22 protein-coding genes are annotated in these 19773 nt (G+C 43.3%); 15 read left to right on the top strand and 7 right to left on the bottom strand.

What is annotated here, in order from left to right; genetic code table 11:
• Positions 1-40: 40 nt before the first annotated feature.
• The 3 genes from ctaD to IM676_RS13040 all read left to right on the top strand — a co-directional run bounded on the left by ctaD (position 41) and on the right by IM676_RS13040 (position 3218).
• The gene (gene ctaD, locus IM676_RS13050) at positions 41-1735 is read left to right on the top strand and encodes a cytochrome c oxidase subunit I (RefSeq protein ID WP_200987301.1); all 1695 of its coding nucleotides are present in this window, start codon (positions 41-43) and stop codon (positions 1733-1735) included.
• 65 nt (positions 1736-1800) lie between these two features.
• Entirely contained in the window at positions 1801-2421 is a 621-nt protein-coding gene (locus IM676_RS13045; protein ID WP_200987300.1) for a cytochrome c oxidase subunit 3, read from the top strand.
• Between the two features lie 293 nt (positions 2422-2714).
• Entirely contained in the window at positions 2715-3218 is a 504-nt protein-coding gene (locus IM676_RS13040; RefSeq protein ID WP_200987299.1) for a DUF4168 domain-containing protein, read from the top strand.
• 7 nt (positions 3219-3225) lie between these two features.
• Here IM676_RS13040 and IM676_RS13035 read toward each other — a convergent pair whose 3' ends face one another.
• Positions 3226-3519 (bottom strand): hypothetical protein, encoded by a 294-nt coding sequence (locus IM676_RS13035; protein ID WP_200987298.1) that lies wholly within the window; start codon positions 3517-3519, stop codon positions 3226-3228.
• 415 nt (positions 3520-3934) lie between these two features.
• Positions 3935-4105 (bottom strand): chlorophyll a/b-binding protein, encoded by a 171-nt coding sequence (locus IM676_RS13030; protein ID WP_200987297.1) that lies wholly within the window; start codon positions 4103-4105, stop codon positions 3935-3937.
• 361 nt (positions 4106-4466) lie between these two features.
• Between IM676_RS13030 and ald the strand changes: the two genes are divergently transcribed.
• From ald to IM676_RS13000, 6 genes are all read left to right on the top strand, one after another.
• Positions 4467-5558 (top strand): alanine dehydrogenase, encoded by a 1092-nt coding sequence (gene ald / locus IM676_RS13025; RefSeq protein WP_200987296.1) that lies wholly within the window; start codon positions 4467-4469, stop codon positions 5556-5558.
• Between the two features lie 195 nt (positions 5559-5753).
• On the top strand, positions 5754-7199 hold the full coding sequence (locus IM676_RS13020) for a cytochrome ubiquinol oxidase subunit I (RefSeq protein ID WP_200987295.1): 1446 nt from the start codon (positions 5754-5756) through the stop codon (positions 7197-7199).
• 52 nt (positions 7200-7251) lie between these two features.
• On the top strand, positions 7252-8265 hold the full coding sequence (gene cydB / locus IM676_RS13015) for a cytochrome d ubiquinol oxidase subunit II (RefSeq protein ID WP_200987294.1): 1014 nt from the start codon (positions 7252-7254) through the stop codon (positions 8263-8265).
• Between the two features lie 163 nt (positions 8266-8428).
• Positions 8429-9448, top strand: coding sequence for an ABC transporter ATP-binding protein (locus IM676_RS13010; protein ID WP_200987293.1), 1020 nt, complete (start codon positions 8429-8431; stop codon positions 9446-9448).
• Positions 9449-9489: 41 nt separating this feature from the next.
• Positions 9490-10377 carry an ABC transporter permease gene (locus tag IM676_RS13005; protein ID WP_200987292.1) on the top strand — a complete coding sequence of 296 codons (888 nt, stop codon included), beginning with the start codon at positions 9490-9492 and terminating at the stop codon, positions 10375-10377.
• 48 nt (positions 10378-10425) lie between these two features.
• Positions 10426-10779 (top strand): hypothetical protein, encoded by a 354-nt coding sequence (locus tag IM676_RS13000; RefSeq protein WP_200987291.1) that lies wholly within the window; start codon positions 10426-10428, stop codon positions 10777-10779.
• 44 nt (positions 10780-10823) lie between these two features.
• Here IM676_RS13000 and IM676_RS12995 read toward each other — a convergent pair whose 3' ends face one another.
• Entirely contained in the window at positions 10824-11261 is a 438-nt protein-coding gene (locus IM676_RS12995; RefSeq protein WP_200987290.1) for a peroxiredoxin, read from the bottom strand.
• A 107-nt stretch (positions 11262-11368) separates the two neighbouring features.
• Here IM676_RS12995 and IM676_RS12990 point away from each other — a divergent pair, with 107 nt between their 5' ends.
• Genes IM676_RS12990 through IM676_RS12980 form a run of 3 tightly spaced genes read left to right on the top strand, consistent with a single transcriptional unit; the run spans position 11369 to position 13501 of the window.
• Positions 11369-11761, top strand: a complete 393-nt coding sequence (locus tag IM676_RS12990; protein WP_200987289.1) for an Npun_F0494 family protein — start codon at positions 11369-11371, stop codon at positions 11759-11761.
• 9 nt (positions 11762-11770) lie between these two features.
• Positions 11771-13246, top strand: a complete 1476-nt coding sequence (cobQ, locus tag IM676_RS12985; RefSeq protein ID WP_200987288.1) for a cobyric acid synthase CobQ — start codon at positions 11771-11773, stop codon at positions 13244-13246.
• A 15-nt stretch (positions 13247-13261) separates the two neighbouring features.
• Positions 13262-13501, top strand: a complete 240-nt coding sequence (locus IM676_RS12980) for a 2Fe-2S iron-sulfur cluster-binding protein (RefSeq protein ID WP_200987287.1) — start codon at positions 13262-13264, stop codon at positions 13499-13501.
• A 136-nt stretch (positions 13502-13637) separates the two neighbouring features.
• On the opposite strand, the gene IM676_RS12975 is transcribed toward IM676_RS12980, so the two are convergent.
• The 3 genes from IM676_RS12975 to IM676_RS12965 all read right to left on the bottom strand — a co-directional run bounded on the left by IM676_RS12975 (position 13638) and on the right by IM676_RS12965 (position 17262).
• On the bottom strand, positions 13638-14084 hold the full coding sequence (locus tag IM676_RS12975; RefSeq protein WP_200987286.1) for an SRPBCC family protein: 447 nt from the start codon (positions 14082-14084) through the stop codon (positions 13638-13640).
• Between the two features lie 31 nt (positions 14085-14115).
• The gene (gene zds / locus IM676_RS12970; RefSeq protein WP_200987285.1) at positions 14116-15555 is read right to left on the bottom strand and encodes a 9,9'-di-cis-zeta-carotene desaturase; all 1440 of its coding nucleotides are present in this window, start codon (positions 15553-15555) and stop codon (positions 14116-14118) included.
• A gap of 78 nt (positions 15556-15633) precedes the next feature.
• Positions 15634-17262 carry a DUF6930 domain-containing protein gene (locus tag IM676_RS12965; protein ID WP_200987284.1) on the bottom strand — a complete coding sequence of 543 codons (1629 nt, stop codon included), beginning with the start codon at positions 17260-17262 and terminating at the stop codon, positions 15634-15636.
• A gap of 330 nt (positions 17263-17592) precedes the next feature.
• On the opposite strand from IM676_RS12965, the gene IM676_RS12960 reads away from it, so the two are divergent.
• The 3 genes from IM676_RS12960 to IM676_RS12950 all read left to right on the top strand — a co-directional run bounded on the left by IM676_RS12960 (position 17593) and on the right by IM676_RS12950 (position 18794).
• Positions 17593-17949, top strand: coding sequence for an iron-sulfur cluster assembly accessory protein (locus IM676_RS12960; protein ID WP_200987283.1), 357 nt, complete (start codon positions 17593-17595; stop codon positions 17947-17949).
• Positions 17950-18035: 86 nt separating this feature from the next.
• Positions 18036-18458: a tetratricopeptide repeat protein gene (locus IM676_RS12955; RefSeq protein ID WP_200987282.1), complete on the top strand. Its 423-nt coding sequence runs from the start codon at positions 18036-18038 to the stop codon at positions 18456-18458.
• 93 nt (positions 18459-18551) lie between these two features.
• Complete coding sequence (locus IM676_RS12950) at positions 18552-18794, top strand: hypothetical protein (RefSeq protein WP_200987281.1); 243 nt, start codon at positions 18552-18554, stop codon at positions 18792-18794.
• A 45-nt stretch (positions 18795-18839) separates the two neighbouring features.
• Here the strand turns inward: IM676_RS12950 and thyD are convergent, their stop codons facing one another.
• The gene (gene thyD / locus IM676_RS12945; RefSeq protein ID WP_200987280.1) at positions 18840-19760 is read right to left on the bottom strand and encodes a thylakoid membrane protein ThyD; all 921 of its coding nucleotides are present in this window, start codon (positions 19758-19760) and stop codon (positions 18840-18842) included.
• Positions 19761-19773 lie beyond the last annotated feature (13 nt).

Below are 19773 nucleotides of genomic sequence, written 5' to 3'. Positions count from 1 at the left end.
AAGAAGATCATTTTCCTCATGAGTAATGACTAATTAACTTATGACACAAACTCAGTTAGAAAAAACTGCCAATATTCCGCCTCATATAGAAGAACCACAAGAAAGACATTGGCTAGACTTTTTTGGTTTCAGTACCGACCATAAGGTGATTGGGATTCAATACCTAGTTACTTCCTTTGTTTTCTACTGTATTGGCGGGGTAATGGCTGACTTGGTGCGGACAGAACTACGTACCCCAGAAGTAGATTTTGTCAGCCCGGAAATTTACAACAGTTTATTTACACTGCACGCCACAATCATGATTTTTTTGTGGATTGTGCCAGCAGGTGCGGGATTTGCTAACTATCTGATTCCCCTGATGATTGGGGCTAGAGATATGGCATTTCCGCGCTTGAATGCTGTAGCTTTTTGGATGATTCCCCCGGCGGGTGTGTTGCTGATCGCCAGTTTAGCCCTGGGTGATGCGGCTGATGCTGGATGGACTTCCTACCCTCCTTTGAGCTTGGTAACAGGTCAAGTGGGTGAGGCGATCTGGATTATGAGTGTGCTGCTATTGGGTACATCCTCGATTTTGGGAGCCATTAACTTTATTGTTACCATTCTGAAGATGCGTGTTCCCAGTATGGGCGTTCATCAAATGCCTTTATTTTGTTGGTCAATGTTGGCAACTTCAGCTTTAGTGTTGCTATCTACACCAGTACTGGCGGGGGCGCTGATTCTCCTGGGTTTTGACTTATTAGCAGGAACAGCATTTTTTAACCCCACTGGCGGGGGAGACCCGGTGGTTTACCAGCATATGTTCTGGTTTTATTCTCACCCGGCGGTTTATATCATGATTTTGCCTTTCTTTGGGGCAATTTCGGAAATTTTGCCGGTTCATGCTCGCAAACCTATTTTTGGCTATAAGGCGATCGCCTATTCTTCTCTGGCTATCAGTTTCTTAGGGCTAATCGTCTGGGCGCATCATATGTTTACAAGTGGTGTCCCCGGTTGGTTAAGAATGTTTTTTATGATCACCACCATGATCATTGCTGTACCCACTGGGATTAAAATCTTTGGTTGGTTAGCAACTATTTGGGGTGGGAAAATTAGCCTCAATAGTCCGATGATTTTTGCTATGGGCTTTTTAGGAACCTTCGTGATTGGGGGGGTTAGTGGTGTGATGTTAGCCGCAGTCCCCTTTGATATTCACGTTCATGATACTTATTTTGTAGTGGCACACTTACACTACGTTCTTTTTGGTGGTAGTGTTTTAGGAATTTTTGCCGCTATTTATCACTGGTTCCCAAAAATGACGGGACGGATGATGAACGAATTTTGGGGTAAAGTTCATGCTGTTTTAACTATTGTGGGTCTGAATATGACCTTCTTACCCATGCACAAACTGGGACTGATGGGGATGAACCGCCGTATTGCCCAATATGACCCCAAATTCACATCATTGAATGAAATCTGCACCTACGGGTCTTATATTCTGGCGATTTCAACATTACCCTTTATCATCAATGCTGTTTGGAGTTGGTGGTATGGAGAAAAAGCTGGTAATAATCCTTGGCGGGGACTAACTTTAGAGTGGACTACTAGCTCACCTCCAGAAATTGAGAATTTTGAGCAGCTCCCGGTCTTAACTACAGGGCCTTACGATTATGGCGTAGGTAAGAAAGAAGTGGATATTCAGGCGGTGTTAAGCCTCGAACCTGATGAACCATATCCCACCATTGAGTCCGGCGCTTAAGAGTGGGGATTAGGGGTGTAATTCCCTATTCCCCATTCCCTGTTCATTTACATTTTGAAAGATTCATGCAAAGTCAAACAATTGACCCAGGAAAAACTCAACTGAATGATCATTCTGGAACAGCCCATAGTGCTCATGAAGAACATCCAGACCTGCGCCTATTTGGGCTAGTGATGTTTCTGGTGGCTGAAGGAATGATTTTTATGGGGATGTTCGGAGCTTATTTGGCTTTCCGTGCTACTTTACCAACATGGCCTCCAGAAGGAACACCGGAATTAGAACTATTGCTACCTGGGGTTAATACTGTCAATCTAATTGCTAGTAGTTTTGTGATGCACAATGCTGACACTGCTATCAAAAAGAATGATGTTAAGGGGATGCGTATTTGGTTGACAATTACGGCGGTCATGGGTGGTATTTTCTTGATGGGTCAGGTTTATGAATATGCCCATCTGGAATTTGGTTTGACCACAAATTTGTTTGCTAGTGCATTTTATGTTTTAACTGGCTTCCACGGTTTGCACGTTACTATTGGAGTTTTGGCAATTGTTGCTGTTCTGTGGCGATCGCGCGTTCCTGGTCACTACAGTAACGAACAGCACTTTGGTATGGAAGCCGCAGAAATCTATTGGCACTTTGTTGATGTGATTTGGATTATTCTGTTTGGTTTACTGTATTTACTGTGAATACTAGTTATTTAGTCCAGGAAAATAACTAAATCAGCCCCAAGATAGGGGTTTTTTTTTGTTAAGTTTGGCTGGTGGTCAAGTGTCCGAAAGACCTTTGTGTGTCATCTTGAAGAAATTGGTAAAGATGTATTAAGCTAAACGATAACTGATATTGATCATCTAGATCCATCTGTCTAGATATCAGTCATACCTTGTATTTGCTATCACACGAATTGCTCAATAAACCTGCTGATAAAAATCAAACTTGTTTGATTTGTGCAAGGTTAGTAATTTTTTCGGAGTCAGTCAGTATGTTAAGGCAAATCTTTAAAGGTAGCTCAGTTTTGGTTTTTTTACTTGGGGGGAATTTTTCTGTTGTTGCACAAACTCCCGTTTCTCCAGCAATCGCGGAACAATCCTCACAGGCTCAAGCACAAACTAATGTCAGTCAAGAAGAACTCCAACAATTTGCCGGTATTCTCCCCCGGTTGCAGGAAATTGCCGAAACAGGTCAACAGAGGAGTCTAGAAATTATTCAGCAATCAGATATAAGCGTAGAGAGGTTTCAAGAGCTTTCCCAAGCACAACAAACACCGGATAGTCAACCGTCTTCACCACCCACTCAAGAGGAGCAACAGTCTTTTAACCAAATAGCCGCCCAGATTGAGTCAATCCAACAGCAAACGGTGTTGCAACAGGAGGAAGCTGTGCGGGCTGGGGGTCTAGAGCTAAACCGCTTTAATGAGATATTTGTCGCCGTTCAGCAAGACCCGGCTTTGCAACAACAGCTACAGCGGCTACTTCAGAACAACTAGCCGTTAATTATCGGCGTGGTTTTTTCTGAGGAACAGTCAGAACTGGCAGATTAGCACTAGATGATTGGGGAGGTAAATAATGTTGCACTTCCACTGCATCTGATAGGGGTTCCCGTTGCTGGATACGCCATAACTTAAAAGCTAGACTGATCCCGGCAGTTCCCAGACCGAAAGCAAATAATGACCAACTATCATCTAGTCCACCAATCAGGGCATCTACCACCCCTACGGTCATCAATACACTGATGATGGGATCTTTTCTGTAGGCTGATTTCAAAAAACGAGGTAATACAGCATTCATCACAGCTTGGTTTGTCCAGATTACCTGAGGTTTAACTTGATCAAGAATAACTTACACATTAACTGCCATTGTCAGGATATGCATCTAGATGACTAGATTTTTTTCGTTATATATGGCAAGTTGTGTAAGAAAGTCCGCTATTAGGTAGATATAAGGTCAAAACCAGCTAAAACAACTAGCTGGTTAAAACAGTTCTAATTACTAGCTTACAACTGAAAGTTTTATATTTTGTAGTGCAGCTTTTAAGCTAATCAAAGCGATTAAACTTAAGTAACTACGGCATCCGTCAATTCTGACGAGTCAGAAAGCACGATAGAATCATGGGTCACGGTGAAGGCAGTTGCTTGCAAAGCACACAATAGAATATTGCGTGCGCCATTCACATCACGAGAAATCTGAATTCCGCAATGTCTTACTACTTCAGGCCTAGCCATGATAGCACACCTTGGTTAGTGAAGTACTCAATCACCACTATCAATAAAAAGCCAATCATTGCAGCTCGCCCGTTTAAGCGTTCAGCATATTCATTAAAGCCAAACTTAGGCTCTTCTAATTTGGGGGTAATTGTTGGTTGTAATTGTGACATTTTTTCAAAACCTCTTTGTGGTGGAAGTTAAAACAGTGAACAGTAAAGGATTATCAAACTTTCAGATGGCATTGATCACCAAACTGAATTGAAAACTTGGAGAACCTGACCCCCAGATGATTGGTAACTGGTGGTAGTGATGGTGGTGCATAAATCCCCGAATCTGCTACAGCTTCCAAATAGGAAACCGTACAATCCTATTTTAACAATTTGTAATTATTTTTTATATATTGTAGAAATATTGGGGCAATAGTCAAGGGCAGGAGTTTGATCACCTAGCTTAGTAATTAGCTATCCCTAATACGGAAGTGGAAGCCAACGCAGGCTAAAGTTGAACAAAAAAAATCATTAGAGGCGGAACATGGAAATCGGCGTTCCTCGCGAGTTGAAGGATCAAGAGTTTCGAGTAGGGTTAAGTCCCTCTAGTGTGCGGGTACTGCGGGAAAATGGTCATGCCATTTTTGTTCAGAGTCAAGCAGGTAGTGGTGCGGGATTTACAGATGAGGATTATCAAGAGGCTGGCGCTGAGATTGTTTATACGCAAGAAGCAGCTTGGAATCGGGAGTTAGTTATCAAGGTCAAAGAACCTTTAACAAAAGAGTACAAGTATTTACAAAAAGGACAGATATTATTTACTTATCTGCATTTAGCAGCCGATCGCAGTTTAACTGAGCATTTAATTGATTGTGGCACTTGTGCGATCGCTTACGAAACCGTAGAACAAACCGGTGCAAATAAACTACCTTTGCTCAGTCCCATGAGCATTATTGCGGGTCGCCTAGCAGTACAATTCGGAGCCAGATTTCTAGAACGCCAACAAGGTGGTAGAGGAGTTCTCTTAGGGGGTGTCCCTGGGGTTAAACCAGGAAAAGTAGTAATTTTAGGCGGCGGCGTTGTGGGTACAGAAGCGGCTAAAATTGCTGTGGGTATGGGTGCTGCTGTCCAAATCTTAGATGTAAATGTCGAGCGTTTATCTTACTTAGAAACCTCATTTGGTTCTAGAGTTGAACTACTATATAGCAATTCAGCCCATATCCAAACTGCCATCAAAGAAGCTGATTTACTCATTGGTGCTGTTTTAGTCCCCGGACGGAGAGCGCCCATACTAGTATCCCGTGAATTTGTCCAACAAATGCGTCCCGGTTCGGTAATTGTAGATGTTGCGGTTGACCAAGGGGGTTGTGTAGAAACTTTACACGTAACCTCACACACCAATCCTGTATACATAGAAGAAGGTGTCGTACATTATGGCGTTCCCAATATGCCAGGTGCAGTACCTTGGACGGCTACCCAAGCACTTAATAACAGTACATTACCTTATGTTGTGCAATTAGCAAATTTAGGTATTAAAGCCCTAGAAGTTAACCCAGCCTTAGCTAAAGGCCTGAATGTGCAAAATCACCGCTTAGTACATCCAGCAGTGCAAGAAGTTTTCCCGGATTTGGTAAATTAAGATATTCGGTGATGGCGTCAGATATTCTCTGAGGTTAGATCAAAAAGCCTGCCTATGCAGGCTCAATACTTTATAGTTAAAATTTTAGTTGTTAGCGAATATACTAAGAAGCATACAAATTCAATTTTTGAGTATATTTACATTCTAGCCAAAAAGTGTATCCTAACTGGTATGGCTAACTCAGGGAGATAAGTCGTGGAATTTTTATCCGATTCTGTGGTGTTATCACGGATGCAATTTGCATTAACTGCACTATTCCATATGCTCTGGCCAGTCCTGACAACGGGGATGGGGATTTATCTGGTCATCGTTGAAGGAGTATGGCTAAAAACTCGTAATCCTGATTATTACCTTCACGCTCGGTTTTGGTCTAAGTTTTATGTCCTTAACTTTGGTATTGGTGTAGCAACGGGTATACCCATGGAATTTCAGTTTGGTACCAATTGGGGACCATTCTCGGAAGCTGTGGGTAACTTTTTTGGTAGTGTTATTGGTTTTGAGGCTTCTTGGGCGTTTATGCTAGAAGCTGCATTTTTAGGGATTATGTTATTCGGCTGGGAGCGTGTCAATCCCGCCATTCACTATCTTTCCACAATTTTGGTAGCTGTAGGTGCGAACTTATCCACCCTCTGGATTTTGACAGCAAACTCCTGGATGCAAACCCCCGCGGGTGGGGAAATGGTAGATGGTAAATTTATTGTCAGTGATTATTTTCAAGCAATTTTAAATCCCTTTATGGTTAACAGTGTGCTGCATATGTTTTTTGCGACACTGGAAACTTCTTTATTTGTGATTGGGGGAATTAGTGCTTGGTATATTTTAAAGCAACGTCACCCGGATTTCTTTTCTAAGTCTTTTAAGATTGCCTTAGCAGCGTCGATCGCGGTTGCACCATTACAAATATACATCGGACACCTCAGCGGCGAGCAAGTTTATCACTATCAACCCACGAAACTCGCAGCCATGGAAGCCCAATGGGAAACTTCTCCAGCGGGACAACCTGCTGACTGGAGTTTGTTAGCTATACCCAACGAAAAAGCCCAAAAAAACGACTGGGAAATCACTGTTCCCAACGCTCTGGGGTACATTCTGGAATTTAAGAGAAATCTTTCCGAACCAGTACGGGGATTAAAAGAGTGGAAACCAGAGGATCGACCCCACATGGTGGGGTTAATTTATTACGCCTTCCGCACCATGATCGCCATTGGCTTTTTCTTAGCTGGTTTAATGTTATTCAGTACATTACAATGGTTACGGGGTAAACTTTCAGTAGAAAACATTACCCAGCAATCCTGGTTGTTGCGGGGTTGGATACTTGCAGCACCTTTAGGATACATCGCCGTTGAGTCGGGGTGGATTGTGCGCTGTGTAGGAAGACAGCCTTGGACACTTTACGGACAAATCCGCACGGTTGACGCTGCTTCTCATATACCTGCTAGTAATGTTTTAGTTTCACTCACCAGTTTTGCCACAGTTTACACTCTGTTATTTATTGCTGCTTTGTACTTTGGTAGTCGCATAATTCGTCAAGGTCCAAATCTAGATTTACCAGTTCCAGGGCTAGAGATCAATCAACCCGCAGTAGAAACCACCCCTGGGGAGTTTCTACCCGATGAACGTCCCGCTGAAGCACAACAATAATCAGAAAATTCCACAACCTCTAATTTAGCAACCAATCTCAAGAGTTAATTATATGGAGACACTCCAGTATTTTCTCCCCCAAGTATGGTTTGTAATTTTGGCTTTGTTCCTCTTTCTCTACGTCATGCTAGATGGTTTTGATTTAGGGGTGGGGATATTATCTCTCACTTCATCGGATGAGGAACGCCGGGGAATTTTAATGACTAGTCTCAGTAATATTTGGGATGCAAACGAAACCTGGCTAGTTTTAATGGGAGGAGGTCTGTTTGGTGCGTTTCCCTTGGCTTATGGCACAATTTTAAGCGCCTTGTATATTCCCATTCTGACTATGGTGTTTGGGTTTATTTTTCGGGGTGTGGCTTTTGAATTTCGGGAGTTATCCAACCGCAAGTTTTTATGGAATTTTGCCTTTGGTGCGGGGAGTTTTACCGCCGCGCTCGGTCAAGGTTTTGCTTTAGGTGCGGTACTCAAGGGAATTAAAGTTGATGAAGCTGGACACTTTATTGGTACAACCTGGGACTGGTTGAGCATTCCTTCTGTGTTGGTGGCTTTAACTTTGATTCAAGCCTATGTGTTAATTGGTTCGACTTATCTGGTGTGGAAGACTACAGGAGAATTACAAGCTACTCATTTTAAAACTGCTAAAATTGCGGCTTGGACGACTTTAATAGGCGCTATTTTCATCACCATTAGCACACCAATTATTTATGAAAATGCCAGAGCACGCTTATTTCAACAACCACTAGTATATATCTTTGCTGTGATCCCTGTGTTGGGAGTGCTGCTAATTTGGCAACTTCTCAAGAGTCTTAACCTGAGAGAGGAAAGAGCGCCGTTTGTCTGGACTATTCTTTTATTTGTGCTGACTTTTTTGGGGTTGGGATTAATTGTTTTTCCTTATATTATCCCTAATCAAATTACCATTTATCAGGCGGCGGCTGATCCGAGTTCTCTGGTAATTATGATTATTTTTATCGGGTTTCTGATTCCGGTGATGTTGTTTTACAACCTTTACCAGTACATTGTGTTTCGCGGTAAGGTGACTGGGGGACAGTATGGGGAGTGATTGAAATTTGCGACAGATTTAAACTAAAAAATTAAGTTAGGCGGACGCAAAGGTGAGAGGGTAAAGTTAGGGAAGGTGATCTACAACTCGCCTGACCTCTCACTACTCATCTACAATAGAAATAGAATTTGTTGAGATTTGTATAGTTAGAGTTTAAGCTGTCATGGCTCCTGCCGTTTTAATTGAAAAACTACAAAAGAGTTACGGTAAAGTAGTCGCAGTCAAAGATGTATCCTTTCAGGTGGAACCGGGGGAAATCTTTGGTTTACTCGGTCCTAACGGTGCGGGTAAAACTACGACTCTGCGAGCTTTATGTACTCTGACGACACCGGATGCTGGCAAAATCGAAGTATCTGGTATATCCGTGACGGAGAACCCGAAAATCGCTCGCCAAAAACTGGGTTATGTGGCCCAAGAAGTCGCTTTAGATAAGGTTCTAACTGGACGGGAACTACTGGAACTACAAGCAGCACTGTATCATATCCCCCGGTCTGTGGCTAAACAGCGGATTGATATGGTGTTAAGTTTACTGGGTTTACAGGAATACGCCGGTAAAAAGACTGGAACCTATTCCGGCGGTTTACGCAAGCGCCTAGACTTAGCAGCGGGTTTACTCCATGCTCCAGATGTTTTGGTGTTGGATGAGCCGACTGTGGGGCTTGACATAGATAGCAGGTTTGTGGTGTGGGAATTTTTACGCCAGTTACGCGCCTCTGGAACAACAGTATTGATTACCAGTCATTACTTAGAAGAAATTGACGCTTTAGCCGATCGCGTGGCTATTATTGACCGTGGTACGGTGATTGCGGCGGGTACACCTTCTCAATTAAAAGATCAAGTTGGGGGCGATCGCATCACTCTGCGCATCCGGGAATTTTCCCCAGCAGAAGAAGCGGAAAAAGCCAAACAAATGTTACAAAATTTACCCTTTGTCCAAGAAGTAATAATTAACAGCGCTCAAGGTAATTCCCTCAACTTGGTAGTCACACCGGAAAATGATGCCTTAATGACCATACAGCAATCCCTAAACACTGTGGGCTTGCCGATATTTGGTATTGCTCAATCTCGCCCCAGCCTAGATGATGTTTACCTTGCAGCCACTGGGCGCACTTTGCTAGATGCAGAATTGGCCGCGGTTAGCACCCGCGATGTCAAAGCTGAGAAAAAGCAAAATATGAGATAGGTCATGGAACTTCGTCCTTTTCCCCTACTTCCTAAATTACTATGAGTGTTACCCCTAAATCTGAAATGAATTGGCAGCAATTAGCATCGCCAGAATTAGATGTGAATACTGCCCCCAATTTATTGGGTGAACTAGCACAAGAGACCTTAGCTTTAACTCGTCGCTTGTTTATTCAATTACAACGCCGTCCCTCAACCTTAGTGGCTGGAATTATTCAGCCTGTGATGTGGTTAGTCCTATTTGGGGCTTTATTCCAAAATGCCCCCAAGGGTTTGTTTGGAACTACGACGAATTACGGTCAATTTTTGGCTGCGGGTGTAATTGTGTTTACAGCCTTTGCGGGAGCCCTGAATGCTGGTTTACCGGTGATGTTTGACCGGGAATTTGGCTTTTTAAATCGGTTACTGGTAGCACCTTTAGCTTCTCGGTTTTCCATTGTCTTTGCTTCTGCCATCTTTATTATTAGCCAAAGTTTACTACAAGCAGCGGTAATTGTAGCAGCAGCAGCGTTTCTGGGTGCAGGGCTACCGGATGCCGCCGGTTTGGGGGCGATCGCCTTAATCGTGTTTCTACTGGCATTGGGTGTAACTGCCATCTCCCTGGGTTTAGCCTTTGCCTTACCTGGACACATTGAATTAATTGCGGTGATTTTCGTGACAAATCTACCATTATTGTTTGCCAGTACGGCCTTAGCTCCTTTATCCTTTATGCCTGGGTGGTTGCAAATTGTGGCTACCCTCAACCCCCTGAGCTTTGCCATAGAACCAATTCGTTACCTATATCTTCACAGCGATTGGGGGCTAAATAGTGTAGTCATGTCAGCACCTTGGGGTAATGTTACCTTTGGTGGAGCGCTCCTGGTGTTGTTTGGCTTTGCGTTGGTGGCTTTATTGAGCATTCAAAACCGACTGCGGCGGACTCTGGCCTAGAAGCTCAGTCAGCTAAATTATTGATAGTAATTTCACAGTCAAAAGTCCATGGAAAAAAGATTTTTATCATTTACTCAATTTTCCCTCCTCAGTATTGCAGGAATTAGCCTCGCTTCCTTGTTTCTGGCTCCACCGAGTCTGGCTCAATTTAACTCTGTAGATCGTGGTACAAACCAGAATAGTGACCCCTTAGCAACCCCAAACTCAGGTGATTTAAATATGTTTGATATTATTCACCGGGCGAATTTGGGGAATCTCAACTGGAATGCTTATGAGCAAAAACAACAAATAGACTCAGCCGCTTCAGACTTTAGAGCCAGACAACAAAAAGCTTTTCAAGAACAGCAACGGTCAAATACAGATTCACCATCGGTTTCACCTGAAGGAACTCAATTACCATAAATGGGGATTTGAATTAACCTATCAGGTTAATTCAAATCCCATCACTACAGACCAAGTGCGGCTAAAACATCACTGGCGTGAGTGGTAGTATTGACACTGGCGTCAACATGAACGATTTTGCCATTGGGGTCAATTACGTAGGTAACACGCTTGGCGTAACCACCGCCATCGACATCATAAGCTTTGATTAAAGTTTGGTTGGTGTCAGCCAACAAAGGAAAGTTGAGATTATATTTTTGGGTAAAGGCCTGATGAGAGGCTTGATCATCGGCGCTGACTCCCAGCACGACTATATCTTTACCTAAATATTCAGGTTGAGCATCCCGGAAACTACAAGCTTGTTTGGTGCAACCAGGGGTGTCATCTTTAGGGTAGAAGTATAAAACAACTGTCTTCCCAGCAAAATCTGATAACGAAACGGTGTTACCGCTGGTATCCTTGACGGTAAATGCAGGTGCATCCGTACCAACTGCTAGAGGCATAATGAACCTTTCCTGTTTTAAATTGATGACTTGTAAATTTTACAATAATTTACAATATTTAAGGAATTTATGCGAAAACAATGGTACTGAAAACTGGGGAATAACCAATGACTAATAACCAGAAGGCGTTATCTTATACAAATACTGCGGTAGACAGGGCCAGGAGAGCGCTGATATGTTCTCCTTTTAATCTGGCGTTGTTACAGGCTATGGGTCAGCAAAGTTTACCATTAAGCAGCATAGCTATGGAAAGTGGTTTGCACCATGGCTATACTAAACGCATTTTGTCAGAATTGGCTTGTGATGATGCTTTAAACTGGCTGATTCAAGTCGGTATTTTGCGGCGAGAAGTGGATGGTCAGGGAATTACAGATAGTTTTCGTCTCACTCCCCTGGGTCATCTGTTGGTAGAACAATTCCATGGCAACAATTGGCCTAATGCTTCCTGGAGCGATCGCTTGTATAATGCGGTAGTTTACTGGTTTCGACTACCCTTTTAATTACGAACTATGAAAGCAATTATGGTAGTGGGGACAACATCCCACGCGGGGAAATCACTGATAAGTACAGCTATTTGTCGGATTCTGTCGCGGCGTGGTTGGCGGGTGGCTCCCTTTAAAGGTCAAAATATGGCTTTGAATGCTTATGTCACTGCTAATGGGGGAGAAATTGGTTACGCTCAAGCAGTACAGGCCTGGGCTGCTGGTGTTGTCCCTGCGGTAGAAATGAACCCGATTTTACTCAAACCCCAGGGGGATATGACTTCCCAAGTGATTATTAAAGGTAGAGCTGTAGGCAAAGTTAGAGCTTCAGATTATTACGAAAAATACTTTAATGTTGGTTGGCAGGCAATAGAAGAGTCTTTAAAACATTTATCTACAGAATTTGATTTACTTGTCTGTGAGGGTGCAGGTAGTCCGGCGGAGATTAACCTCAAGCACCGCGACTTAACTAATATGCGGATAGCAAAATATTTGAACGCGCCAACTATATTAGTGGTTGATATTGACCGGGGTGGTGCTTTTGCTCATGTGGTGGGAACTCTGGAGTTACTAGAACCAGAAGAGCGTCAATTAATTAAAGGTATAGTAATTAACAAATTCCGGGGACAGCGATCGCTTTTGCAACCGGGGATCAAGTGGTTAGAAGAGCGTATTGGCATCCCTGTAATTGGCGTGATCCCTTATTTTCAAGAAGTTTTTCCCGCTGAAGACTCCCTAGACCTACTAGAACGTAAGTCATACAAAACCAACACAGACCTGAATATCACTGTTATTCGCTTACCGAGAATTGCTAACTTTACGGATTTTGACCCCTTGGAGTCAGAGCCGACTGTAGCAGTGAAATTCCTGAGTATGAGGCAAGAGTTGGGACATCCGGATGCTGTGATTATACCTGGAACAAAGAGCACTATTACGGACTTACTACTGATGCATAAAACGGGTATGTCAGAAGCAATTAAAAACTATGCAGCTTCCGGTGGTACAGTTTTGGGCATTTGCGGTGGTTATCAAATGCTGGGACAAATTATCGCTGATCCCGAAGGGGTGGAAGGACAGGCGGGGCGATTTGCTGGGTTAAATCTTTTACCGATTAGAACTGTAATTACTGGACAGAAAATTACTCGCCAGCGTCAAGTTAGCTCCAATTATCCCCAAATAGGGTTACCGGTGAATGGCTTTGAAATCCATCAAGGGCGATCGCGCATAGAACAATCAGAACAGAACCAAGGATATAATCACTTATTTGATGATGCTAATTTAGGATTAGTGGATAGCTCTCAATCTGTTTGGGGTACATATCTCCACGGACTATTTGATAATGGCCCTTGGCGACGGGCTTGGTTAAACCGGTTGCGTCAACAGCGAGGTTTAAAATCCTTGCCTACAGGTGTTGCTAACTACAAGGAACATCGAGAACAGATTTTAGACTCTGTGGCTACAGAAATTGAAACCCATTTAGACTTGGAGCCAATTTTACCTTAATTAAGCTGATTATTCATGACTATTCGCGTCCGCTTTTTGCCAGATGATGTTACTGTTAATGCCGAAGTGGGAGAACCGCTGTTAGAGGTAGCCCAACGGGCTGGGGTGTTTATTCCTACAGGTTGTCTCATGGGGTCTTGTCACGCTTGCACAGTGGAACTAGAAGATGGGGAAGTTATCCGCGCCTGTATATCCTCAGTGTCACCGGCTCGTGAAGAAATGATCATTAATTTATATGGTGACCCTAATTGGTAATTTTTGGTACTAATTTTGTTAGGTGAGGATTTAATTAGGTATGATCATGCGGCTAGCTAGCCCCCATAAATAGAAATAAATAGAATTTAGTGGCTACCTCGCCGCAGTTAATTTGGTGTTGAATGGCTTGGGGTGGTTAGCTTTGAGATTTAACATTCAAAGCATATACTTTGAACCTTTCCAAGTCGGCTTGAATGGTAGACTCAACTACCCGTCCCAAAAACAAGTTATCCATAATTTTGCCAATAATTCCAGGGATGGCATAGGAAACGGTCATTTTGACAATACTACTACCGTGGCGGTCATAAAAGCGAATGGCACCTTGATTTGGCAAACCATCAACGGATTCCCATTGAATAATTTGCTCTTTGACGACCTTGAGGATGCGGGATTTCCATTTAAATTCCAGACCCCCTGTACTCAGTTTCCATAGAGATATGTCGGGGTTGTCTGGGGAAATCTTCACCGAATCAATCCACTTCATCCAACGAGGCATTTGCTCTAAGTCAGACCACAGACCCCATACTAGTTCCATGGGAGCATCGACTTCAATCTGCACACTATGCTCTAACCACTCTGCCATTTTCGTTTATTCCTTTGCTTGGTGCGTTTGCTTATTGTTTCAGGTTCTCTAAAATCACTTTTGCTGCACGCCGTCCAGAAATGGTTGCTCCTTCCATGCTGTCAATATAATCTTGTTGAGTATAACTACCTGCTAAAAAGAAGTTATGCACTGGGGTTTTTTGGTGAGGACGGTAAGGGTCCATCCCTGGTGCTTCTCGGTAGAGTGATTTCGCCAGTTTGACAACACTATACCAAGTCATATTCAGTTCCCGGGATGAGGGGAAGAGTTGATGAACTTGTTTGAGGACGTGTTGGGCGATCGCTTCATTACTTTGTTTAATAAAAGGGTCTCCTGGTGTGAGTACCAGCTGTAATAAAGACCCTTGTCCGGGGCGATAATAATCACTGGGGCTAGTCAGAGCTAAATCAGCAAAACAAGAAAAGTCAGCATCGGCGGTATAGAGTAAGTTATCTATTCCTGCGGCATGATTTAGCTGTTTGCGTTCGTTTTCATCTTGGAGTTCTGTTACCCAGCCATCGAAACGCAGCTGTACTGTGGCTACAGGTACTGCATCTAATTTATAAATATTGTCAAATTCCGACCATTTACGCCACTCTTGGGGTAGTATACGCTGAATCCCTGGGACATCGCAAGCGCACAGGTAAGCATCAGCCGTAACGGTTTGTGTGGTGTCACCTTGGGCAACTATAATGCCAGTCACCTGAGTTTGTTCCCCTGATTGAGTAAATTGAATTTCCCGGACTTGGCGACGAGTATGAATTTTAACGTTTCTTTCTTCTAAATATTTCAGGATGGGTTTGTGCAAATACTCATCTGGGGAACCTTCGAGCATCCGCATAATTGAGGCTTCAGTTTTAGATGCGAAAAACTGGAAGATTGTCAACATACAACGGGCAGAAATATGATCACAATCAATAAAGCCCAAAGCATAAGCAATGGGGTTCCACATCCGTTTGATACTACCCTCACTACCGCCGTGATTGCGGAACCATTCAGCAAAGCTAACTTTATCTAAGTTACGGATAGTTTTCATCGCCCCGTTGAAGTCTACTAATCCGCGAACGATGGGGCTAGTACCCAAGGCGATGGCATTTTGGAGCTTATCTTGTAATGATAATTGAGAAGTTGTAAAAAATGCTTTTAAGCCATTAAAAGGCGCGCCGGTAATAAAGCGAAAATCTAAACTACCAGTACGTCCCCCTTGATTAATAAAGGTGTGGGTATGTTCCTTAAGGCGTAAGTTCGATAACGCCCCTACTTTCTCCATTAAATCAAACAGCTGGTAGTAACAACCAAAAAATACGTGCAATCCCATTTCAATATGGTTGCCATCTTCATCTACCCAACTACTGACTTTACCACCAACAAAGGGGCGGGACTCAAAAATCTCCACTTCACAACCAGCATCAGCCAAATCTACTGCGGTTGCTAGCCCAGCCAGTCCCGCACCCACAATTGCAACGCGCATTCTATCTCACCTTTTCAATTTCTTTACAAATTGTAACTGAGTTGCTGGCGGAATTGATGGTTGATTTTTGGTTCAGGTTCACTCAAATTCTAACTCAGGCATGAGTTGTAGAGTGCCAAAGCCTAGGTCTTGATGAGAAAGTGATTGGGCTTCAAATAAAGCCATCATATCTCGTGGTTCGGGATTACCACTGGTAGATCCTTTGACTCCTTTAGCAATAATTAAACCACAGTAGCCTTTGGTATTTTTACATCGCTTGTCCCATTTCTGGCGGGCTTCTCCATGGGTGGGATCGTCATCTAAAAATTCACCGAACAAGAATAATTCGCCATTTTGAGTTTGCAACAAACCTAAATCGTAGCGATCGCCATCAATAGGATCAGTACCCGGATTAAAGCAAATGGCTTTGAGTCCGCCGGCGGCGACAATATTTTCAATTAAAGTTTTAGCCTTGGGTCGGGAACTTTGAATTAAAACCACCGGTAATCCGTCACCGACCTTTGATATTTCGGCAGGTTGATGATTTGGAACCATGTGACGCAAGGAATCTAACATTTCCCAAGAGATCACTCCGAGGCTGATAAAAGAGTCTTGTGGGATCAGATCATCTCGCAAGCCGGGAAAATCCGGGGAGTCTTCTGCTTCTAGTTCTTCGGTCTCCAAACCTGCCATTTCCTCTAATTCTGCTGCTAACTGTGGCATGGTGGAGACAGTAACAGACAAAGATTTAATTGATGCTGAATTGGATTTAGGTAGAGAAATCCGATACCGGCGGTTGAGGCTAGGAAAAGTTTCCGTGTCCAGTTGGTCATGGTAATCGCGGATAAAGCGCAGCAGGCTCTCTAGAGCCACAAACACTGCTAGTGCTTCCTCTTCATACAAAACAGACCGCAATCCTTCTAATGGATGGATATTACCGAAAGTCGGCTGAATTTCCGATGTGGGTATATCGGTTAAATCTTCCTCCTCGTCAATTTCACTTTCGGTATCAAAAGTTAGAAACAGACAGTCTTGTTTGAGGAATGCCTCTTCTAAATGTGCTTGTGATTCATCATCCTGTAAAACTTGTGTCCGAAACTCTCTGAGAGAATCTTCGGAACGATAAAATAAGATACCGTACTCCATCCCTAGCATTCCCATGACGGAGACGTAAAGTGTACCAACGTCCCAGTGATTAATCTCTATTGATAATATTTGTTGTTCTTCTAAAATTTCCCAAGGGGCTATGTGCCAAATAGCGAGGGCTTGATCACGCAAAAGTTGTGCATATTGGGGGGGTAAATCGGGAACTTGGTTGTCCTGTATTTCAGTAAATCCGCGGAAAAGTTCGTCGATTAAGGGCAATTCGGGAACGTAATCGATGCTAATATCCAAGCCTTGCAATACACCCCGCAGGTAAAACTGAATTTCTCGGTCTTTAACTACGATTTTTTGGGGTCTGGCGGGTTTACCAGGGCTATGGGGATGCTCCATTGCACGCATTAAGGTGCGAACAATCGCTTCTGGACCTATTTCAGGAGATACCACATCCATTCCCCGCACTACACCTTGGGAACCATCTACCCAAAGAATACATTCACCGTTGGACTCGGAGTTTGAAGCTGAGGTTGGCGATGATGACATCGGACGGCGATCGCCCTCCCATACAGAAGGAATTTGAGTTAATGTTTTCAACCGACGAGTGGTAGAGCGATTAAAGCTTGTCATAAAGTAGATTAATCAAAAAGAAGCTATTTGGCAGTAGACTATGGGAAAGAGCTAGCCTTGGGTAAAATCTTCCTGTTTACACCTGAAGAGTAGCTGTAACTGATGGTTGTAACAAGGAGCAGAACTCTAACAATCCCAATTCATCAACATACCCAATCTCTCAATTCTAGGATAAAAAGTTTTAGCTACTTTTGACCAGTTGTTGACAATTTGGCAACTAATGATCGAAATCTCGCTAGAATAAGAGCAAAAACCCAAGGGTGTTCCAATAATTATCAAAAACCTAAATAGGTAACTAATTATACTATCTTCAGGAGTTGAAACAGTAACATGACACAAGCAACTCAGTCTCAACAACGGGGAATTCAACTAAGTGAAACAGCCCTGCGCCAGGTTAAATCCTTGCAACAAAAGCAAGGAGAAGAACTTTGCTTGCGGGTGGGAGTTCGTCAAGGTGGTTGCTCTGGAATGTCTTACATGATGGACTTTGAGGACACCAGCAAGATCACTCCTCATGATGAGGTTTTTGATTACGATGGGTTCAAAATTGTTTGCGATCGCAAAAGTCTATTATATCTCTATGGTTTAATGCTTGACTATAGCGATGCCATGATTGGTGGTGGTTTCCAGTTTACTAACCCTAATGCAGCCCAAACCTGTGGTTGCGGCAAATCATTTGGAGTGTAATATTGTCAGTGGTTGGTTGTCAGTTGTTCATGACTATTGACGGCTGACTCCTGACTATTAACTATATAATTATTAACTGATTTGCTATGGCTCAAACAGTTGAATTCCTGTTTGATACAGGATTGGAACGCTATAAAGCTGGTGAAGCACCAGAATCTTTAATCCCAGTATTTAAGGAAGTGTGCGATCGCGCCCCGAAAACAAGTTCTGCTTGGATTTGTTTAGCTTGGTTGTATTTGCTCGAGAATCAACCCAACTTGGCTTACAAAGCAGCACAAAAGGCGGTGAAGTTAAATCCACAAGACCCACAAGCCAGAATTAACTTGGCGGTGTCAATGCTGGAAACAGGTCAAAAAGGATTACGAGAACATATTGATTTTGTCAAACAGTTAATTTTTGTGAACCCAGAATGGGAAAGCGATATTAAAGATAGTATCGCCGATGGTTTAAGCCGAAAACCAGATTGGCAAAGTTTGGCAAAAGTTAAAGGTTGGCTATTTGAACCCTAGATTTTAACAACCAGCACCACGCAGGGGGAAGGGGGAGAAAAAACTTCCCAGTCCCTTGTGATTGATTTGAGTCTCTCAACCCCACTTCTGAGTATGAAAGAAAAATTATTAAACTGGCTAAACTTGATTTTAGTTGCTGATGTATTCTTAGTTCTATTTGGCTTTGGCTGGTTAGCGATCGCTGCTCTTGGCGATGCTGCGGGAATCAACCTCGGTTTAGATTTATGGCATCAACTTTGGCAACCTCTGTTTAACCCAGCAATTGGTATCCTGATGGGGGGGGCTATCCTGAGCGGTTTAATTAGTTGGATTTCCCGCAAATTTCAGGCTAATTAACGGTTTTGCTGGGAGACTTTATTCCTGAGTTTTATGTATCATAATTTACTGAACAATTCCCTGCAATGCTGGTAATAATTGAGGATATTGATACTTAAAGCCCGCTTCTAAAGTACGTTGAGGCATAACTTGTTGACCTTGCAAAACTACCATAGCTCCATCCCCCAAGAGCAACTCCAGGGCAAAGCCAGGAACTGGTAACCAAGAGGGACGTTGCATAACTTCCCCCAAAGTTTGGCTGAACTCTGCCATCCGCACGGGATGGGGAGCCGTAGCATTATAAACACCTTTCATCCCTGGGTTAGTTAAGGCTTGTAAAATCAGATCGACTAAATCATCTAAGTGAATCCACGATAGCCACTGGCGACCACTACCAATGGGTCCACCTGTAAACAGCTTGAAAGGTGTAATCATTTTAGCCAAAGCGCCACCATTGCCTAAAACGATGCCAAAACGCAGAATAACCAAGCGGACACCAGCATCTTCAACTTTTTGGGCTTCTGCTTCCCAGGCTTCACAGACTTGAGCTAGAAAATCGTTACCAGGTGAACTTGTTTCATCAAAGGTAGCGGTTTCACTGGTGCCATAATAACCAATAGCAGAAGCATTAACTAACACAGAGGGTTGAGGATTAGCCTTAGCTATGGCTTCCACGATTTTCTGTGTACCTAGCTGGCGACTATTGAGGATTTTCTGCTTTTGTTCTGGTGTCCAGCGTTCCTCAGCAATGGGTTCTCCGGCTAGATTGACTACACTATCACAACGGTTGAGGGCATCTTGCCAAGAACCAGACACAGTGGGGGTATAGGCGACAATTTCTACTTGAGGAAAAGCCCCTGGGGGAAAAACCTTGACCGCAGAAGCAGGGTTACGGGTGAACACTAGTATTTGATGACCATCCTTGTGGAGTCGTTCTACCAAACGACTACCGACAAATCCTGTTGCTCCTGTAATTGCTACTTTCATAATCTTAATGCAC

The sequence above is a fragment of the Anabaenopsis elenkinii CCIBt3563 genome (assembly GCF_015245355.1).
GTDB classification, from domain to species: Bacteria; Cyanobacteriota; Cyanobacteriia; order Cyanobacteriales; family Nostocaceae; genus Anabaenopsis; species Anabaenopsis elenkinii.
Note: the sequence above shows the minus strand (reverse complement) of the source record. Positions and strands in the feature narration are given on the sequence as shown.